General features: G+C 58.2%; 14 protein-coding genes, 1 tRNA gene and 2 rRNA genes (1 of these 17 only partly in view). 14 read left to right on the top strand and 3 right to left on the bottom strand.

Annotated features, from left to right (window positions below; translation table 11 throughout):
- The 5 genes from KSAC_RS11505 to KSAC_RS11525 all read left to right on the top strand — a co-directional run.
- Positions 1 to 1,568, top strand: a 23S ribosomal RNA gene (locus KSAC_RS11505) (it extends 1,171 nt beyond the left edge of the window).
- Between the two features lie 113 nt (positions 1,569 to 1,681).
- A 5S ribosomal RNA gene (gene rrf / locus KSAC_RS11510) occupies positions 1,682 to 1,797 on the top strand.
- A 21-nt stretch (positions 1,798 to 1,818) separates the two neighbouring features.
- Positions 1,819 to 1,895: transfer RNA gene (locus tag KSAC_RS11515), tRNA-Met, on the top strand.
- A 414-nt stretch (positions 1,896 to 2,309) separates the two neighbouring features.
- Positions 2,310 to 4,718, top strand: coding sequence for a recombinase (locus KSAC_RS11520; protein ID WP_132305473.1), 2,409 nt, complete (start codon positions 2,310 to 2,312; stop codon positions 4,716 to 4,718).
- 234 nt (positions 4,719 to 4,952) lie between these two features.
- Positions 4,953 to 5,738, top strand: a complete 786-nt coding sequence (locus KSAC_RS11525; RefSeq protein WP_132305475.1) for a siderophore-interacting protein — start codon at positions 4,953 to 4,955, stop codon at positions 5,736 to 5,738.
- A gap of 97 nt (positions 5,739 to 5,835) precedes the next feature.
- On the opposite strand, the gene KSAC_RS11530 is transcribed toward KSAC_RS11525, so the two are convergent.
- Entirely contained in the window at positions 5,836 to 6,729 is an 894-nt protein-coding gene (locus tag KSAC_RS11530; protein WP_082084895.1) for a LysR substrate-binding domain-containing protein, read from the bottom strand.
- 92 nt (positions 6,730 to 6,821) lie between these two features.
- Here KSAC_RS11530 and KSAC_RS11535 point away from each other — a divergent pair, with 92 nt between their 5' ends.
- From KSAC_RS11535 to KSAC_RS11555, 5 genes are all read left to right on the top strand, one after another.
- The gene (locus tag KSAC_RS11535; RefSeq protein WP_132305477.1) at positions 6,822 to 8,330 is read left to right on the top strand and encodes a UbiD family decarboxylase; all 1,509 of its coding nucleotides are present in this window, start codon (positions 6,822 to 6,824) and stop codon (positions 8,328 to 8,330) included.
- Between the two features lie 99 nt (positions 8,331 to 8,429).
- Positions 8,430 to 9,020, top strand: coding sequence for a UbiX family flavin prenyltransferase (locus KSAC_RS11540; RefSeq protein ID WP_132305479.1), 591 nt, complete (start codon positions 8,430 to 8,432; stop codon positions 9,018 to 9,020).
- Between the two features lie 10 nt (positions 9,021 to 9,030).
- Positions 9,031 to 9,750 carry a DUF554 domain-containing protein gene (locus KSAC_RS11545; RefSeq protein ID WP_132305481.1) on the top strand — a complete coding sequence of 240 codons (720 nt, stop codon included), beginning with the start codon at positions 9,031 to 9,033 and terminating at the stop codon, positions 9,748 to 9,750.
- Positions 9,747 to 10,175: a PNPOx family protein gene (locus KSAC_RS11550; RefSeq protein ID WP_110548304.1), complete on the top strand. Its 429-nt coding sequence runs from the start codon at positions 9,747 to 9,749 to the stop codon at positions 10,173 to 10,175. The genes KSAC_RS11545 and KSAC_RS11550 overlap by 4 nt, the downstream gene beginning before the upstream one ends.
- A 196-nt stretch (positions 10,176 to 10,371) precedes the next feature.
- Positions 10,372 to 12,105 carry a tannase/feruloyl esterase family alpha/beta hydrolase gene (locus tag KSAC_RS11555; RefSeq protein WP_243705213.1) on the top strand — a complete coding sequence of 578 codons (1,734 nt, stop codon included), beginning with the start codon at positions 10,372 to 10,374 and terminating at the stop codon, positions 12,103 to 12,105.
- Positions 12,106 to 12,169: 64 nt separating this feature from the next.
- Here KSAC_RS11555 and KSAC_RS11560 read toward each other — a convergent pair whose 3' ends face one another.
- Positions 12,170 to 12,544, bottom strand: a complete 375-nt coding sequence (locus KSAC_RS11560) for a VOC family protein (RefSeq protein ID WP_132305485.1) — start codon at positions 12,542 to 12,544, stop codon at positions 12,170 to 12,172.
- A 689-nt stretch (positions 12,545 to 13,233) separates the two neighbouring features.
- On the opposite strand from KSAC_RS11560, the gene KSAC_RS11565 reads away from it, so the two are divergent.
- From KSAC_RS11565 to KSAC_RS11575, 3 genes are all read left to right on the top strand, one after another.
- Positions 13,234 to 13,875, top strand: coding sequence for a TetR family transcriptional regulator (locus KSAC_RS11565; RefSeq protein ID WP_132305487.1), 642 nt, complete (start codon positions 13,234 to 13,236; stop codon positions 13,873 to 13,875).
- A 208-nt stretch (positions 13,876 to 14,083) separates the two neighbouring features.
- Positions 14,084 to 14,767 carry an O-methyltransferase gene (locus tag KSAC_RS11570; RefSeq protein WP_102324417.1) on the top strand — a complete coding sequence of 228 codons (684 nt, stop codon included), beginning with the start codon at positions 14,084 to 14,086 and terminating at the stop codon, positions 14,765 to 14,767.
- A 32-nt stretch (positions 14,768 to 14,799) separates the two neighbouring features.
- Complete coding sequence (locus KSAC_RS11575; RefSeq protein ID WP_132305489.1) at positions 14,800 to 15,663, top strand: SDR family oxidoreductase; 864 nt, start codon at positions 14,800 to 14,802, stop codon at positions 15,661 to 15,663.
- Between the two features lie 189 nt (positions 15,664 to 15,852).
- On the opposite strand, the gene KSAC_RS11580 is transcribed toward KSAC_RS11575, so the two are convergent.
- Positions 15,853 to 16,767, bottom strand: coding sequence for an SDR family oxidoreductase (locus KSAC_RS11580; RefSeq protein ID WP_132305491.1), 915 nt, complete (start codon positions 16,765 to 16,767; stop codon positions 15,853 to 15,855).
- 221 nt (positions 16,768 to 16,988) lie between these two features.
- Between KSAC_RS11580 and KSAC_RS11585 the strand changes: the two genes are divergently transcribed.
- Positions 16,989 to 17,885, top strand: coding sequence for an AraC family transcriptional regulator (locus tag KSAC_RS11585; protein WP_132305493.1), 897 nt, complete (start codon positions 16,989 to 16,991; stop codon positions 17,883 to 17,885).
- Positions 17,886 to 18,191: the final 306 nt, after the last annotated feature.

The raw sequence follows: 18,191 nt of genomic DNA on the forward strand, positions 1-18,191 counted from the left end.
GCGGAGCGTTCCGTAGGTCTGTGAAGGAGACGGGGTGACCCTCTCTGGAGATATCGGAAGTGCGAATGCTGACATGAGTAGCGACAAACAGTGCGAGAAACACTGTCGCCGAAAGTCCAAGGGTTCCTGCGCAAGGTTAATCCGCGCAGGGTGAGCCGGCCCCTAAGGCGAGGGCGAAAGCCGTAGTCGATGGAAACCGGGCAAATATTCCCGGGCCTGCCAGAAGTGACGAATACAATATGTTGTCGGGTCTTATCGGATTGATCCGGCTTTTGGAGTATTCCAGGAAATAGCTCTGGCATATAGACCGTACCCGAAACCGACACAGGTGGACTGGTAGAGAATACCAAGGCGCTTGAGAGAACGATGCTGAAGGAACTAGGCAAATTACTTGCGTAACTTCGGGATAAGCAAGACCCGTCAGTGGGCAACCATCGGCGGGTGGCACAGACCAGGGGGTAGCGACTGTTTAGTAAAAACACAGGGCTGTGCGAAGTCGAGAGACGACGTATACGGCCTGACGCCTGCCCGGTGCCGGAAGGTTAAGAGGAGGTGTGCAAGCACCGAATTGAAGCCCCGGTAAACGGCGGCCGTAACTATAACGGTCCTAAGGTAGCGAAATTCCTTGTCGGGTAAGTTCCGACCTGCACGAATGGCGTAACGACTTCCCCGCTGTCTCCAGCATCGGCTCAGCGAAATTGAATTCCCCGTGAAGATGCGGGGTACCCGCGGTCAGACGGAAAGACCCTATGAACCTTTACTGCAGCTTTGCAGTGGCATCAGAGACATTCTGTGTAGGATAGGTGGGAGGCTTTGAAACCGGGGCGCCAGTTCCGGTGGAGCCATCCTTGAAATACCACCCTGACTGTTTCTGATGTCTAACCGAGGCCTGTTAGCCAGGTCCGGGACCCTGCATGGTGGGCAGTTTGACTGGGGCGGTCGCCTCCCAAAGTGTAACGGAGGCGCGCGATGGTGGGCTCAGGCCGGTCGGAAACCGGCTGTCGAGTGCAATGGCATAAGCCCGCCTGACTGTGAGAGTGACAGCTCGATCAGAGACGAAAGTCGGCCATAGTGATCCGGTGGTCCCGCGTGGAAGGGCCATCGCTCAACGGATAAAAGGTACTCTAGGGATAACAGGCTGATCTCCCCCAAGAGTCCACATCGACGGGGAGGTTTGGCACCTCGATGTCGGCTCATCACATCCTGGGGCTGGAGCAGGTCCCAAGGGTTCGGCTGTTCGCCGATTAAAGTGGTACGTGAGCTGGGTTTAGAACGTCGTGAGACAGTTCGGTCCCTATCTGCCGTGGGTGTTGGAGACTTGAGAGGATTTGTCCCTAGTACGAGAGGACCGGGATGAACATACCTCTGGTGCACCGGTTGTCGCGCCAGCGGCACAGCCGGGTAGCTAAGTGTGGACGGGATAACCGCTGAAAGCATCTAAGCGGGAAACCCACCTCAAAACAAGGTCTCCCCAAGGGCCGTGATAGACCATCACGTCAATAGGCCAGGTGTGGAAGCGCAGTAATGCGTGCAGCTAACTGGTCCTAATCGCCCAATAGGCTCATTCCATCGCCCCCTCAAAAGGGCAACACACATGCACAGCAGTCATCCACTCTTCAACACAATAACAAAAACGCACCAACCCATCACATCCTCTCCCCATACCGGGGAGACTGGATGACCTGGTGGCTATGGCGGGGAATGATCCACCCGATCCCATCCCGAACTCGGCCGTGAAATGCCCCAGCGCCTATGATACTGTGCCTTAAGGCACGGGAAAGTCGGTCGCCGCCAGGTCTTCCAGTCTCCCCAAACAACCGCGGGGTGGAGCAGCCCGGTAGCTCGTCAGGCTCATAACCTGAAGGTCATAGGTTCAAATCCTATCCCCGCAACCATACGTATCCGTCTGAAAAGACTAAAGAAAAGCCACCCTTACGGGTGGCTTTTTTTGTGCCTGAATCACTCCGCAGGATGCACATAGGATGCAAATGGGAGTGAAAGCGCAGCGTAGGTTGGGCTGATTTCACGTGTGCGTGAGTATTTTTACAGACCTTCCCGGTGGCGATGACGTCGCGGCTATTGGCGTTCGAAGCGACCGACATGATTCTCCTAGCAGGCCGTCCAGCAGGAACCAAAAAAATCTGATCGTATATCAAGGAAAACTGCGGGTGACAGCGATCAGAAAAGTGCGACCCGCTATTTTGTTCGTGCAAGACACAACATCTGGTGTCACCATATCCATACACATACAATATGAGCGACTATGACCCCGAAGACGGGCCATACTCCCCGCAGAATGGAGCCGGTGCATGGATGGAGAATTTTCGCTGTTTACGGATGGGCAGGGCGGACGCGAAGCTGTTCGCAACCCGTTTGAAGAGGCTTTCGGAACCCGTCCGGTCCCCGCACGTCCACTGGATCGCGGTATGGGAGAGGCGGTCGGTCGCCGGACCGTGTTCCGGCCTTCCGACCGCGAAGATTTTGGGCGCGTGGCTGATCGTGTGGCCGCAGGCAATGCCGGGCTGCTGAATACGGTCGGTGATGCGGAGATCATGCAGCTTCGTAACGCCATCGCCACAGGGGCGCTGCTCACATCGGGCCGCCATCTGCAGCATGGCGACAGCACGCAGCCGGATCGCAACATGGAAATGTTCACCAACTGCGCCACGGCCATCTGCTCTTTTGCGAAATTCTACCTGTTGCTCAATGGCTCCGGCGTCGGGCGGGCCTATGACGACGAACTCTGCGTGGTGGACTGGGGGCAGGCCCCGGATCTGAAATTCGTCCTGTCGCCTGACCATCCGGACTATCCGCATGATCGTGCCAGCCTGTTGCGGTTCGGCCTTGAGATGCAGATACTGCCCTGGGGCACGGCGCAGGAAGCCTTCGATGCGGAGATGGAGGCACAGGTCCGTGCCTTTCTGGAAAGAACCTTGCTCGCCCGTGCTCCCGAAGGTGATGAACTTCTCCATGTCATCGAGGACAGCCGTGAAGGCTGGGGCAAAGCGGTCGAGACCATTGAGGCGATGGCCTTCCGTGGTGAACGCAGCCGCACGCTGGTGCTGGATTTCAGCGCCATCCGCTGCGCGGGCAGTCCAATTGCAGGCATGCAGGGGCGGCCAGCTTCGGGACCGGTCTCGTTGCTGCGCGGGCTGCTCAATGTGCGAGAGCATGTGATTGAGGCCGCGCGCGCAGGCGACATGCCGCTATGGGAACAGGCGCTACGGGTGGATCATTATCTGTCCGTCGAGGTGCAGGTTGGGGGTGCCCGTCGGGCCGCACGCATGGCGACCAAATCATGGCGGGATGCGGATGTGCTGCGCTTCATTCGCGCCAAGGAAGAAGGCGGGCTATGGACCGCCAACCACTCCGTCATGGTGGACGCCGAATTCTGGGATTACGTGAACGATCCGGCAAAGACCGGCTCGTTGGTCGACCATGCCCGCACGGTGTTTGCCGAGGCCACGCGGTGCGCGTGGATCAATGGCGAGCCCGGTTTTATCAACGGTGACCGGCTGGAAGATAACCGCACCGGCAGCGCACGGCTCAAACAGGTGCATGCGGATGGACGGGACTTCCGTTCGCACCGCTATCAGGCCACCGAGGGGGCAGCCCTGCTGGCGGATTTGGCACAGCGCGCCACCTCGGCACATTTCCCGGTCACGACCAACCCGTGTGGCGAGATCACGCTGCATGTTACAGGCGGCTATTGTGTGATTGGTGATTTTGCTCCGCTGCTGGCCTGCCCCGTGGCGCTGGAAGACGTGACGCCCGGTCAGGTGCCGCCTGCGACGGTGGCAGTATGGGATGCCCGCGTGCGGGATTCCGTGCGGCTGGGTGTGCGCTTCCTGCTGCGTGCCAACCGCATGGACGCGTTGTATGGCGAGGAGGTGCGGCGGACCAACCGTATCGGCATCGGCCCGACCGGCCTTCATGAATGGGCATGGGTGCGCTTTGGCCTCGACTTCCGCGATCTACTGGATGAGGAACGCGCAGCTCCTTTCTGGAACGCTGTGAGGGAACTCTCCACCATCGCCAAAAGCGAGGCGGATGCCTATGCGCACGAGACCGGCACCGCCCGACCGATTGCGGTTACAACCGTCAAGCCCGCGGGCACCACATCCAAGTTGTTCGGTCTGACCGAAGGAGCGCATCTGCCCGCACGGCGGCAGTATCTTCGCTGGGTGCAGTTCAAGGGCGTGCGGCGCGAGGACGGCACATGGGAGGCAGGAACCGATCCGCTGTTGCCCACCTATGAGCGCAAGGGCTATCCCGTGCGTTCGCTGCGCAGTTTTCCCGGCATGAGCATTGTGGGCTTTCCGACCGTGCCGCTTATCCAACGTCTCGGCATGGGCGAGCGTGTGGTGACAGCACCCGAAGCCTCGCCGGAGGAACAGTATCGCTGGCTGGAACTGCTGGAGAAATACTGGATCGGGGCGGAGCAGGGCAATCAGGTGTCCTACACGCTCAAGGTCTATACCGACCGGCATAGTCTGGACAGTTTCCGCGCCATGGTGGCGGCCAACCAGCCGCATGTACGCTGCTGCGCCGTGCTGCCGAGCCGCCCGGATTCCGGTCTTGGTTATGAATACCTGCCGGAAGAGGAAGTCTCGGCAGGAAAATTTACTGCCATTACCGCCATGATTCAGGATGACGAGGTGCGCGAAGTGGTGGACTGGGCGCATCTTCAATGCGCCAGTGGCGTCTGTCCGATCTGAGGATGCTGTGGTCAGGCATTTGGATAGGAGGGCAACAGGAGGATACTGAGAAACCCGTTGACAGACTCTGCCTCCGAAAGCTTTGATCATGACAGCTAGTGCGGTCTTCGCTGATCGTACTTTCGTATGCGTTAACGTGAAACAACGCACAGAAACTGACAGCAAAATGCTGGCAGCCTGTGCGTCTGTGTATCCACAGTCACCGGTCTGTCGGCACGACAAGGATACACAGTCATGAAACTCTTCCAGTCCTTTTTAAATCGGGGTGATGGTCCCGAGGTCCGACGCGTAAGGCACGAACTTGTCAGACGCAGTCTTGAGGTCCGCGCCGTTGAGCGCCTGACTCCGCACATGATCCGCATCACGCTGGGCGGACCCGAACTGGCCGGTTTCACCAGCCCAGCGCCGGATGACCACATCAAGATCTTCATTCCCGGTCTGGACGGCACACCAACCCGCCGTGATTACACGCCGCGCCGCTATGACCCGCAGAACGGTACGCTGCTTCTGGATTTCGTCAATCATCATGGTGGACCAGCGGCTGCGTGGGCAAGGGCCGCCAGACCGGGAGATCGGCTGGAAATCGGCGGTCCACGTGGATCGCAGATCATTGCCGGACCGATTGACCAGTGGCTTCTGATTGGCGATGAAACGGCGTTACCCGCGATCGGTCGTCGCGTGGAGGAACTGCCAGCCGACACGCCTGTCACAACGCTCGTGGCTGTGCCGGGACCAGAAGATGAGCAGGTCTTCGCCACGGTCGCGCGCCATGCTGCCCGCTGGGTTCATCGTTCCATGGATCAGGCGGATGAAGCCACGGGCATTCTTGCTGTTCTGAAAAATCTGGAGATCCCTGACCGTACTTTCGTCTGGGTCGGTGCTGAGGCCCGCGTGGCGAAGGCCGTGCGTCAGTATCTTCTGGATGAGCGTAAGGTTCCGGCCCAATGGGTCAAGGCATCCGGCTACTGGGTGAAGGGACAGGCCGATGCTTCCGTCAGGGATGTCGGAGATGTGCGCTGAACGAGATGAAGATGACTGGTTATTTATGCTTTTCAGTAATGAGGTGATTCGAGTGACCTAATTTAGCGATGTCCGGTTCACAGATTATGGAGGCATTTCAGGAAAGCTCAATGAACTTCTGTAATGCTGGCGAGACCTGCTCTCTGTTCCACAATAGAAACAGGGTTGATTCTGCGTCAGGTTCACTCAGGGGGAGGGCGCTCAGACCGGCAGGCAGAAGTGCTGTCACACTCTCGGCAACGATTGACAGGCCAAAACCTGCGTGAACCATTCCGAAAATGCTGCCGATATTGGTAACTTTCCATGATGGCTCAAGGGAGAGGCCGTTTTTTTCGGCTATTTGTTGCACAATACGTGCGATGCCGACTTCGTCCGGATCCTGAAAACCAATCAGGGGAGTGGCATGGATTGCCCGTATGGAAAGGTCGGTTCGGGATGCAAGGGGATGGTTTTCCGGAAGTAGAACAAATAGCTTTTCCGTTATGTATCGTCGTGTGCTGCAGATGGAAGGAACAGTTTCAAGATCTCGTACCAGAGCAACATCGATGTCCTTTTTTGTGACAGCAGTGACAAGATCCGAGATGGATTTTTCAGCCAACGTGATCTGCACTTCAGGGAAGTGCTGTTTCATTCTCTGTAGATGGTTGGGGAAAATCCGCCCCGCCAGGGCCGATCCGACATGCCCCAGAACAAGCTGGCCCATCTCACCACGGGCAATGCTTCGCACCCCGTCGATCAGGTTGTGATGGCTCTTTAGGAGGTGCTGTGCCGCCTCCCGGCAGGCATGGCCAGCACTGGTCAGGTCAATGCCCCGCTTGCGACGATGGAACAGCTGGGCACCAAGAGCCTCTTCCAGAGCCTTGATCTGCTGGCTGAGCGCAGGCTGTGCGATGTCGAGCTTTTCAGCCGCACGAGCGACGTGGAGGGTTTCGCACACAGTGAGAAAGACAGCCAGCCGGCGTAGAGAAACAGACGTCAGATGTTCATCCATAATATTTGACTTATCAATAATGCCGTATAGTGAATATGGAACATATTATGGTGGCCGGATAGCCTTCCTTTTGCGACAGGAAGGACAATGTCATGGACAGGACGGATCACACAGCCAGCCCACCGGTCATCGACCTACGCTCCGCTCTGGTTAGACTTGAGCAGTCTCCAGATGAACTGATTTCAACAGACCATGAGATCGACCCACGTTCCGAACTGGCGGGTGTTTATAAACGTGTCGGGGCTGGGGGTACCGTCATGCGTCCGACCAGAACTGGTCCGGCGATGATGTTCGAGAATGTGAAAGGCTACCCCGGTGCACGCGTATTGGTTGGCCTTATGGCGAAACGCGAGCGCGTAGCCTTACTGCTTGACAGCAGACCCGAAGAACTTGGGCGGCGGATGGGCGAGGCGGTCCTTAACGGGATTGCTCCGGTCGTCCTCAAGGGGCAGTCCGCTCCGTGTCAGGAACAGGTCTTTCGGGCTGATGACCCGCACTTTGACCTGCGTAAGCTTCTCCCGGCCCCAACCAATACGGAAGAGGATGCTGGTCCCTATTTCTGCCTCGGCCTGCTACTGGGTAGCGATCCGGATAACGGCCATACGGACGTGACCATCCATCGTCTGTGCGTGCAGGGGCGCGATGAACTCTCGGTCTTTTTCGCGCCTGGCCGCCATATCGATGCCTTTCGTGCCAAGGCGGAAGAGCGGGGCGAGGCATTGCCCATTACCATCAATATGGGTCTGGATCCTGCCATCCCGATCGGGGCGTGTTTCGAGGCCCCCACCACACCTCTGGGCTTTGATGAACTGACCGTAGCTGGCGGTCTGCGTGGTAGAGCGGTTGAACTCGTAGATGCTGTGACGGTGAAAGAGCGCTCCATCGCCAGGGCCGAAATCGTGATTGAAGGCGAGATCCTGCCGGAACGTCGGATACGGGAGGATGTCAACACCAATACGGGCCATGCGATGCCCGAATTTCCCGGTTATAACGGTCCTGCCAATCCGTCCCTGCCGGTGATCAAGGTCAAGGCCGTGACCATGCGGAAGAACGCTATTTTGCAGACATTGGTCGGGCCGGGTGAAGAGCATGTGAATCTGGCAGGCATTCCAACGGAAGCCAGTATTTTCAACGCCTGTGACAAGGCGCTGCCGGGGTTTGTAAAAAACGTTTATGCGCATAGCGCGGGTGGAGGAAAGCTGCTGGCGATCCTTCAGGTCTGCCAGCGTAGTGCGGGCGATGCGGGTAAGGCGCGTCAGGCCGCGCTGATTGCGCTGGCAGTTTATCGTGAACTCAAGAACGTCATCATCGTGGATGATGATGTCGATCTGTTTGACAGTAACGATGTGCTCTGGGCCATGCAGACCCGGTATCAGGGCAATGTGGATACCATGTTTCTGCCCGGGGTGACGGGCCATGTGCTCGATCCCTCGCAGGTGCCGGAGTACGATCCCTCAATCCCTGCAAAAGGCGTGTCGTGTAAGACGATCTTTGACTGCACCTATCCGTGGAAACTGAAAGAGCATTTTGTGCGTGCGCAGTTCCGCGCAGTCGATCCGCATCCGTTCGCACCTTCGATCTTTCCCAAAGCGGGCATGTAATGCCGCAGGAACCTGTCTGCCGGTCCGTCATCCCGCGCAGGCAGACAGGTTCTGTACTTCTGCCGTCATCAGGAAATATCTTCAGAACGGGAGCGTTCCATGGTCCAAAAACGGATTGTCGTAGGCATTACGGGGGCATCGGGCTTCCAGTATGGAGTTGATGTCTTGCGTCTATTACGGGAAGCGGAGATCGAGACGCATCTCGTCATGTCCCGTGGTGCGCAACTGACGCGTGAGCATGAAACAGATCTGTCGGCTGAGGACGTGTACGCCCTTGCCACCCATATCCACTCACCAGGCGCGCTAGGCGCGCCCATTTCAAGTGGGTCTTTTCGTACCGAAGGCATGATTATCGCCCCGTGCTCCATGCATACGCTTGGTGCAATTGCATCGGGAGTGACGGATAATCTTGTCACGCGCGCGGCCGATGTCGCGCTCAAGGAAAGACGGCGTCTGGTGCTGATGACGCGTGAGGCGCCACTTCATCTGGGTCATCTGCGTAACATGCTGGCCGTAACCGAATATGGCGGTATCATTTTCCCGCCTGTTCCCGCCATTTACGCGGCGCCGCGCACAAGTGCTGATATCATCCGCCATAGTGCCGCGCGCGCCCTGTCCCTGCTGGGCGTGGAAGTGCCTGACATGCCCCGGTGGGGCGAAACACTGTCTGCCGTCTCAGCGGAAAAATAGGAAAACAGCCATGCTGATCGGCTCATATACAGATGCAGGCGTGGTGCTGACGGGCGGCATCCTCGGCGCGGCCCTGAGTGGGCATATTCCACAACGCCTGAAAGATGGTCTGCCTATGATGTTTGGTCTGGCATCCATGGGAATGGGTGTTTCGCTGATTGTCCACGGCCATGCCGTTGCCGTGATGGTCTTATCCCTGCTGCTTGGTGTCATCATAGGGGAAAGTTGCGCTTTGGAGACTCATCTGGGCGCGGTTTCCACATGGGGGAACCGCTTGGTGGGACGCTTTGTGCCTATGCCTGCAGATCTGATGCCAGAGGTATTTCTCGAACGCTTCGTTGCCCTTACCGTTCTCTTCTGCGCAAGCGGAACTGGCATATTCGGTGCCATTCATGAAGGTATGACGGGAGATCCCTCCATCCTGCTGGCCAAATCTGTTCTGGACTTCCTGACCGCCGCCATTTTTGCAACAACGCTCGGCTTTGCCGTTGCGGCCATATGCATTCCTCAACTGGCAGTTCTGCTGGCCCTTGCGACAGGTGCGACTTACCTTGCCCCGCTGACAACCCCGTTAATGAATGACAATTTTGCAGCCGTAGGGGGTGTGTTGATGCTGGCAACCGGCTTCCGGATATGCGGCATTGTCAAATTCCCGGTTGGTAACATGCTGCCCGCACTGGTGCTGGCCATGCCCATGACCACCATATGGTTAAGGTTTGTCGGACCATGACCATATTTACCCCCCGGATTGATGCCCTAGTAGCAGAATTCCATGTCATGTCTCTGGCGGTTTGCGCCGGGCATCAGCACTGGGCAGCGCCTATATTCTATGTTTTTGACCCACTACGCGCACGTCTGCTGTTTGTGACAGACCCTTCGACCCGCCACGGCATTCTGCTGGGGCAGGCAGGGCGAGGGGTAGCAACAGTCAGTGGTCAGGACAGCTCCATTCCTCTCCTGCGTGGATTGCAGATGGAGGGGCCTGTGCGGAGGCTGTGCATTGAGGACCGGGAACTGGCAGCAAATCTTTATATGGCCCGGTTTTCTATTCCAGCCCATCTTCAGCCTGTCTACTGGGCGTTTACGCCGCTTTACATCAAGGCGACCGATAACAGGAACGGGTTTGGCTACAAGGAAGAATGGAGGGCGGAGTAACGGGTTGCGGGGGGCTTTGAATAGTTGCCTTTATTACAAATCCATACATTCTGTTCGACGCGCCATCGCGTGAATCCGGTTAATGAACCGCATCGAACGATTGACTGAACGGGGCATCTTACCTGCGATGAAAAGAATACTTCTAAAGCTGACCGTCTTTTTGTGGATTGTGGGGCCGGCAATCAGCCTCCTCTCTGTGTTCTCGAACCCGGCGCGGGCCTCGGATATCGCCAGCCTGTCGGAGGTAAAGCCCGTTACCTCCTGTGAGGCGCTAGGCAATGTCGATCTTGCGCCCGCCGTGGGCGCTGCCGTTCACGGCCAGAAAGCGGCTGTGCTGGACACTCCAAAGGGTAAATTCTGCAAGGTCACGGGGCAGATCGCGCCTGCGATTTCCTTTGAAGTCGATCTGCCCATGGAGCACTGGACCCAACGCTTTCTGCTCGGCGGTTGCGGTGGCCTGTGCGGAATGACGCAAGTGGGCGTCAGCAACGCGGGAGCATGTGTTCCGGCGCTAAATGGCGAATTCGTCATGGCGGGCGATGATATGGGCCATACTGGCTCCATGATGGGGCTGGCGCAGGGCGAATTCGGTAAAGACCCGCAAAAACGCATCGATTTCGCCTATCGCGCCAACCATGTCACCGCTCTGGCGGCCAAGGCCCTGACAGCGGCCTTCTACGGCCAGGCCCCGAAATATTCCTACTTTGTAGGATGCTCCGATGGCGGGCGTGAAGCCCTGATGGAGGCGCAGCGCTACCCCGAGGATTTTGACGGGATTTCCGCAGGGGCTCCGGCCGCACTGTTTACCGTGCAGAACTCCTTTTACCATGCGTGGAACGTGCGCGGGAACCAGCGTGCCGATGGCACCAATATCCTGCTGCAAAACCGTGTGGGGGTGCTGCATGACGCCGTTATCCGTCACTGCGATACGCTTTCGGGTGTAAAGGACGGCATTCTGGAAGAACCTCGCGCCTGCCATTTCGATCCCGTGTGGGTACAGTGCGCGGCAGGCCAGAGTGACACATCGGACTGCCTGACAGCGGAAGAAACGCAGGCGGCGCTACGGCTTTACAAGGGGGCCACAGATGCGGCGGGGCGCCCATACATCATCGGTGGTCCACTGCCGGGTTCAGAACTGCAATGGGCGCTGCCTGCCACAGCACGCGGAGAGTCCATGAGCCAGGGTATTGCCGCTTCCGCCATTGCCTATGTCATTCCGCTGCAGGTGGATGAAAAAGCGGCTGACCTGACCCGCTTTCATTTTGATGACGCGTCCTTCGCCACCATGACCAAGCTGGCACCACTGTATAATGCCGAGAACACAAACCTCCGTACGTTCCACCAGCACGGTGGCCGCTTGATCCTGTGGCACGGGTTGGCGGACCAGTCGATCTCGCCCCTGAACACCATCGCGTATTATCAGGGTGTGCAGCGGGAAATGGGTGTGGAGCAGACTGACAGTTTCCTGAAATTCTATCTGCTGCCCGGTGTGGGACATTGTGGAAACGGTGAGGGCTTCCCGCAGGTCGATTTTCTGTCCCCGCTCATGGCCTGGACGGAATCTGGCATTGCGCCCAACGCTATTCGTACGGAAAAGACAGCCCAAGGTGATGGGCCGATGGGACCGCCGCCCGGAGGGCACGGCAAGCCGCCGGCTGGTGGCCAGATCCACATGGCCCCCATGCCCAGCCAGCCTTACGCCCGGCCGGATGCGGTAGCGATCGCCAGCCGCCCGGTTTATCCCTACCCCTACATTGCGCAGTATGTCGGGGCAGGGGATGTGAATGATGCAGGGAATTACCGCCCCGTAAAGTCACCCGTCTTCCTGCCCATGACGTTTGCAAGCCATGCCTCGTTGCTGATCGGTCCGGATAATCAGAAGCAGTATGGCGTCCGGGACGGAAAGCTTGCCGTAGAAGACACGAAGTAACCGGAACAGTTTGCCACCCGGCGTCAGATGCCGGGTGGCGTGAGGCAGGCGACAGGCGCGATAGTCACGCCGGTTCCTGTGCACTGACCTCAATCAGCAGGTCGTCACCTGCGGGGTGATAGAACAGGGTCCAGCGATCACGCCCACGCGTCATGACCTCTACCGGTCCCGGCAGATAGCCGTCAGCGCACAGGCTGGCATGTCGGGCGCGCACCTCCTGCGGATCATCGAGAATGAACCCGATATGGAAATTGCGCGGGTAGGGCTGGGGCATTTTGCTCATGTCCATCAGGACCAGCGTCATGCCATCCGTGCCCGTAAGCTGGGCAAAAGCGTGCTGTCCGCGTGTTTCTTCAAGAATAAACCCGAAGTGTTTTTCAAGCAGGGAAGACAGTGCCAGCACATTGCTGGTGCAGAGGTTGATATGGTTCAGCTTCATCCGAAAAGCCCTGTATCATGCGTTGCAGGCGGATCTGTGAACGGGTGATCCATCCTGTTCCCCTTGAGGACAGGACGCGCGACAGCCGTCACATCATGGCGTCTGAACCATGTGATCCGGCCGCGGGATCTGCTCTGGCAGGAGAGCATGATCAGAACCATGTTCAGGGCGTCGGGCTTACCAAACCGACATACGTCTTTTTCGGCGCTCTCTTTCTGCCAGACTGCGTTCTGGCCGTAAAGCCGGAGGCTGGAGCAAAGACGTGGGCCACTTTACAGGTTTGTATGTGTGCCTTGGCTGGAAAACGGTATAATATCTTTTGGAAAGTTGGAGATCACAGGTGGCGCTGGACCGCCATATGGAAAGCACGCACCTGATGACATGTGAGCAAGGCTCGGGCGGTTCTCCTGTCTCCCTGCCTGTCGCGGCCATTACGCTCTCGCCAGCGTTTGATACACGTTCGGTCAGGGACGGGTCTTGCCCAGATTGGACCTGGCCGCCCGGATGGACCAGTTGTGTGGGAGTATGTCGGTAACGCGAGCGCCTAGTTGGGACGAGTAGAGACGCCACTGGCCGGAACCAGGCTTTCCTGCGGCCTGATGCAGGGAATTGGCCGACTGGCTCCGCTTGCGCGGGACTGGAAACACGATTAATTCGTCACATTGCTTGTTCGCGTTTTACGGAGTGGCATGACCGATCGTCCCAAGCCTCGAATTTCGGCCCGAAAACAGCCCAAGCAAACCCGCTCCGCCGGGCTTGTGGCAACCATTCTGGAAGCCGCAACACTGGTGCTGGCGGAGGAAGGTGCCACCCGCTTTACGACAGCGCGCGTTGCCGAGAAGGCAGGCGTAAGCGTTGGTTCACTGTATCAGTATTTTCCCAACAAGGCAGCGATCCTGTTCCGGCTCCAGGCCGACGAATGGCGGCGAACGACAGGAATGCTGCGCGATATCCTTGAGGATAAGCGTCATCCGCCCCTGGAGCGTTTGCGCGCGGTCACTCATGCCTTCATACGCTCCGAATGCGAAGAGGCGGCAGTTCGCGTGGCGCTGGGCGATGCGGCTCCTCTTTATCGGGATGCGCCCGAGGCCTCGGAAGCACGGGAATCCGGCGACCGGATCATGCTGCATTTCATGCAGGAGCTTCTCCCGGACGCGCCAGACCGAACGCGTGAGCTGGCGGCTGATCTGATCACGATGACCTTCAGCGCGGTCGGCAAGGAATTTTCCGGGACTGCCCGGACAATCGCGGAAATCGATGCCTATGCGGACGCCATGGCCGACATGTTCTGCGCCTGGCTTGTGAAGATGTCGGCCGACTATGCTGTTTGACCGAGAGCGGTAACTGCTCTGCCTCCCATGTGGGAAATGCGAACCCGCTTGATGAGCCCGACGGTGCGCTCCCAATATTTCTGATGAAAAACACTGAGTATTTCAAAGCCGTTCTGTGGGCGGCGCAATGCGAATAGTGGAGGTGACGGATTCGTCGTATTTTTGTGGGGCGCACGGAAAGCGCGAAACCTAGTGCGGAGATCACCCCATGACCGCCCCCGTGACCCTCGAAAAGACCTCGACGCTGACCAGCGCGCCTGTTGCGCCTTTGCTGGATCGCCTGTTTGCTGAGGCAGACGCCGCAACAAGCCCTGCCGTCTCGGAATTGCCCCGTGAGGAATTGCAGCGCCTTGCCGGAAGTCGGACCGACTATCGGAAATTCTATGGTCTCGCAAAAGACCTGTGGCTCCCTGTTTCGCGTGAGACGGGTACGCTGCTTTACATGCTGGCACGCGCCAACTGGGCGAAAGGCATTGTTGAGTTCGGAACGTCCTTCGGTCTTTCCACCATCCATCTCGCCGCCGCGCTGCGCGACAATGGCGGTGGCAGGCTGATTACCACCGAGTTTGAACCCTCCAAGATTGCCCGCGCCCGGCATCATCTTGAAGAAGCGGGTCTGGCCGATCTTGTGGAGTTCCGCGAGGGCGATGCCCTGCAGACGCTGGCGACCGGTCTCCCCGAGAGCATCGATCTCGTACTGCTTGACGGCGCCAAGCCGCTCTATCCTGATATTCTTGATCTTCTGGAGGACAGGCTGCAGACCGGAGCGCTGATCGTCGCGGATAATGCCGATCACAGCCCTGCGTATCTGGCGCGCGTCCGCTCTCCTGCCGCCGGGTATCTCTCCGTACCGTTCGCCGGGGATGTCGAACTGTCCGTAAGGCTTGGCTGAACATAATTCCAATATCTGAAGAGGACGGAACCATGCATGTCTTCGTAACAGGGGCCACCGGCTGGATCGGTTCCGCCGTGGTTCAGGATCTGATCGGTGCCGGGCATCAGGTGACCGGCCTGGCCCGGAATGATGAAAAGGCGGCTCGCCTGGCCGCGTCCGGTGCTACGGTCTTACGCGCCACGCTCGATGATCTGGACGCGCTGAAAAACGCTGCCTCAGAAGTCGATGCGGTCATTCACACGGCGTTCAATCATGATTTCTCGAAATTCCCCGAAAGTGCGGCGCAGGATCAGCGTGTGATCGAGGCGTTGGGCAGTGCGCTGGAAGGATCGAAGCACCCGCTACTTGTCACGTCCGGTCTGTCGGGCCTGCCTGCCGGCGCAACGGAGGCGGATCTGCCTGATCCGACCTCTCCGCGCAGGTCTGAGATGGCCGCGCGGGCGCTGAAAGAACGCGGTGTCCGTGTTGCCACGGTGCGGCTCGCGCCGTCAGTACACGGCATCGGCGATCACGGGTTCATTCCGATTGTCATTCGTCTGGCACGCGAAAAGGGGGTATCAGCCTATATCGGTGACGGCCAGAACAAATGGTCCGGCGTCTATCGACTGGACGCAGCAAAAGTCTATCGGCTTGCGCTCGGACAGGGTGTGACCGAGGCCGTCTATCATGCGGTCGCCGATGAAGCCGTACCGTTCAGGGACATTGCCAGCATCATTGGTCGTCGGCTCAACTTGCCAGTCGAGCCGAGAGAACGGGAGCATTTTGGCTGGTTCGCCACCATGGCGGGCGGTAACATGGCGGCTTCCAGTGCACGAACGCGTGCGCTTCTCGGCTGGAACCCGACAGGCCCTTCACTGCTCGCCGATCTCGAACAGCCTGCTTACTACGCCTGACGTTCATCAAGCGGGCCGCTCACGGCCTGTAAGGTGCCTCGGATACCGGCGTAATCTGGAACCGCACGATCGGTATTGACTTCAGCAACCTGTTCTACGGACTCAAATATGAAATCCCGCGATTTTGGCCGTGGACGGGGGCGTAATCGTCAACGTCTCCAGTGTGTTCGCCGATTGTGGTGGCCCTGCTTACCCGAACTGCACATGGGTAAGCTGTTCGGAGATATCCCACAGGCGGGCAGCATCCTGCCGGTCTAGTGCGGCGGGGGGTATTTTGGCAGCGGTGGGATACCCCCGCGTCTCGCTCAGCCTGTCGGGGCCATAATAGCAGCCACCTTTTGCCTCCGATGACGTCGCGGCGAAAAGTGTCGGGAGTGCGCCCTGGGCGGCCGGCTGGAAGAGAAACCACAATATCCGCCGCGCAAGGCCCAATATGCTCGAAGCTCCAGCCCCGTTCGGAAGCAGATCCGTACGTGAAATGCCGGGATGGGCTGCGATGCTGGTGATCCCCCAGGTTCCCGCTTCGCTGCGACGTTGAAGTTCCAACGCAAACATCAGGCAAGCCAGCTTGGACTGGCTGTAGACCGGCATGGGCTTATAACTATGTGTTGCCTGAAGATCATCAAACGCGATCCGACCGTCACGCGCTGCAATGCTGGAGAGTGTTACAACGCGCGGATGGTCCCCCTTGCGAAGCAGGGGCAGCAGATGCGCGGTGAGGGCGAAATGTCCAAGATAATTGGTTCCGAACTGAAGTTCGAAACCATCCGAGGTCACTTTGCGTGTGGGGGGCATCATCACGCCAGCATTGTTGATAAGCACGTCGAGATGATCATGTTGGCTACGCAGACGTTCACCAAACGCGGCAATTGACACAAGATTAGCCAGATCAAGAGCTTCAAAGCTGATGGCTGCCTTGGGGGCTTCTCTTTTTATCCGTGCGACGGCGTCCGAGCCCTTGGCTGGATTTCGTCCGGCGAGAATGACCGTTGCGCCAGCATGTGCGAGCGCCAGCGCATCCTCAAACCCAAGGCCGCCAGTCCCGGTCACGACGAATGAGCGCCCGCGAATGTCTGGAATGTTTGATGTCGTCCATTTTCTCATGTTGGGCTCCTGTATACGCAAGGAATTCTCTTCGGGGAGAGGAGGCCGGTATTTCGACGGCAGCTCGCCATTGATCCCGGCAGATACCCGATATTTAGGCGTACACGGCGACAGGACGAATGTCCGAACTTTCAAATTTCTTGCCCGATCCTGCAATGGTCTGGCTCAGGCCAGGCGCAGGGTGTAGATTGGAGGTGTTGGAATTTGGGCCGGAGCAAGGCATGTCTTCATCTCTCGTCAGAGCTGTAACCTGCTATCTGGACGCGCAGGGTTGTGGCGCGAATGGGCTTTGCACGACGTCGTTCGACGGTCTGAATATCATCAGACTGAGCGAAAAGACGCCGCCGAGTGGCATGGTCTACAAACCCTCGCTCTGCATCACCCTGCAGGGTGCGAAGGCGGTAGAGTTTGGCGATGCCATTTTTGAGTATGGCGCCATGGCGTTCCTGCTGGTCAGCATCGAAATACCCGCTCTTGGCCGCGTGACGGAAGCGAGCCCTGAATGTCCCTATATCGGCATCACCCTGGATCTGGACGCAGGTATCCTGCGTGAGGTCATGTCGGAACTCGCTCAGCCGCCCGTTCCCTCGAATGATCAGGGTATCGGGGTCTTCATCGCCGATCTGTCCGAAGATCTGACGGATTGCATTCGACGCCTTATACGACTGCTCGATAATCCTGCGGCACTCCCGATCCTCTGGCCTGCGATCATGCGGGAAATCTGTTTCTGGCTGTTAACGGGACCGTATGCGGGCGAGGTCTGTAAACTCGTCCTGCCTGACAGTCACATGCGACGGATCGCAGAGGCCATTCATCTACTGCGTGCCAACTTTACGAAGCCGGTAAGGATCGAGGATCTTGCCGCCACGGCGGGTATGAGTCTCTCGTCTTTCCATCAGCATTTCAAAATGCTGACCTCCATGACACCGCTCCAGTATCAAAAACAGTTGCGTCTGCTTGAGGCGCGCCGCCTGATGGTATCAGAGGACGTCAACGTTTCGCACGCGGCGTTTGAAGTTGGTTACGAAAGCCCGTCGCAGTTCAGTAGGGACTATGTCCGCAGGTTCGGGACCGCACCCAAACGCGACGTGATGGAACTTCGGTCCTTTATCATCTGATCATGCAGCTCCGTGTGTGAGGCTCTGCCCATCGGACTATGTCAGATTTTGTGGTTCCAGCAATCGCCGATCCACCGGCTAAAGATGCCTGTCCACCGGGTGAATTTAGCAGACAGGCAGCAGGGCCTCCATGGCGGACGTCCACTCCCATGGTTATGATGCCGGAATGCGGACGTTCCGTCCATCGGCACGATGCGATCGACGCGCTCCGTTTACCGTCGTCTCATCATGTTTTACCACGCCGTGGCGATGAACGCGCGCCGCATCGCTCGGGCGCTTCCGTCGCGAGTGATCGTGGAGGGAGAG

It is taken from the genome of Komagataeibacter saccharivorans, assembly GCF_004348195.1.
Taxonomy (GTDB): domain Bacteria; phylum Pseudomonadota; class Alphaproteobacteria; order Acetobacterales; family Acetobacteraceae; genus Komagataeibacter; species Komagataeibacter saccharivorans.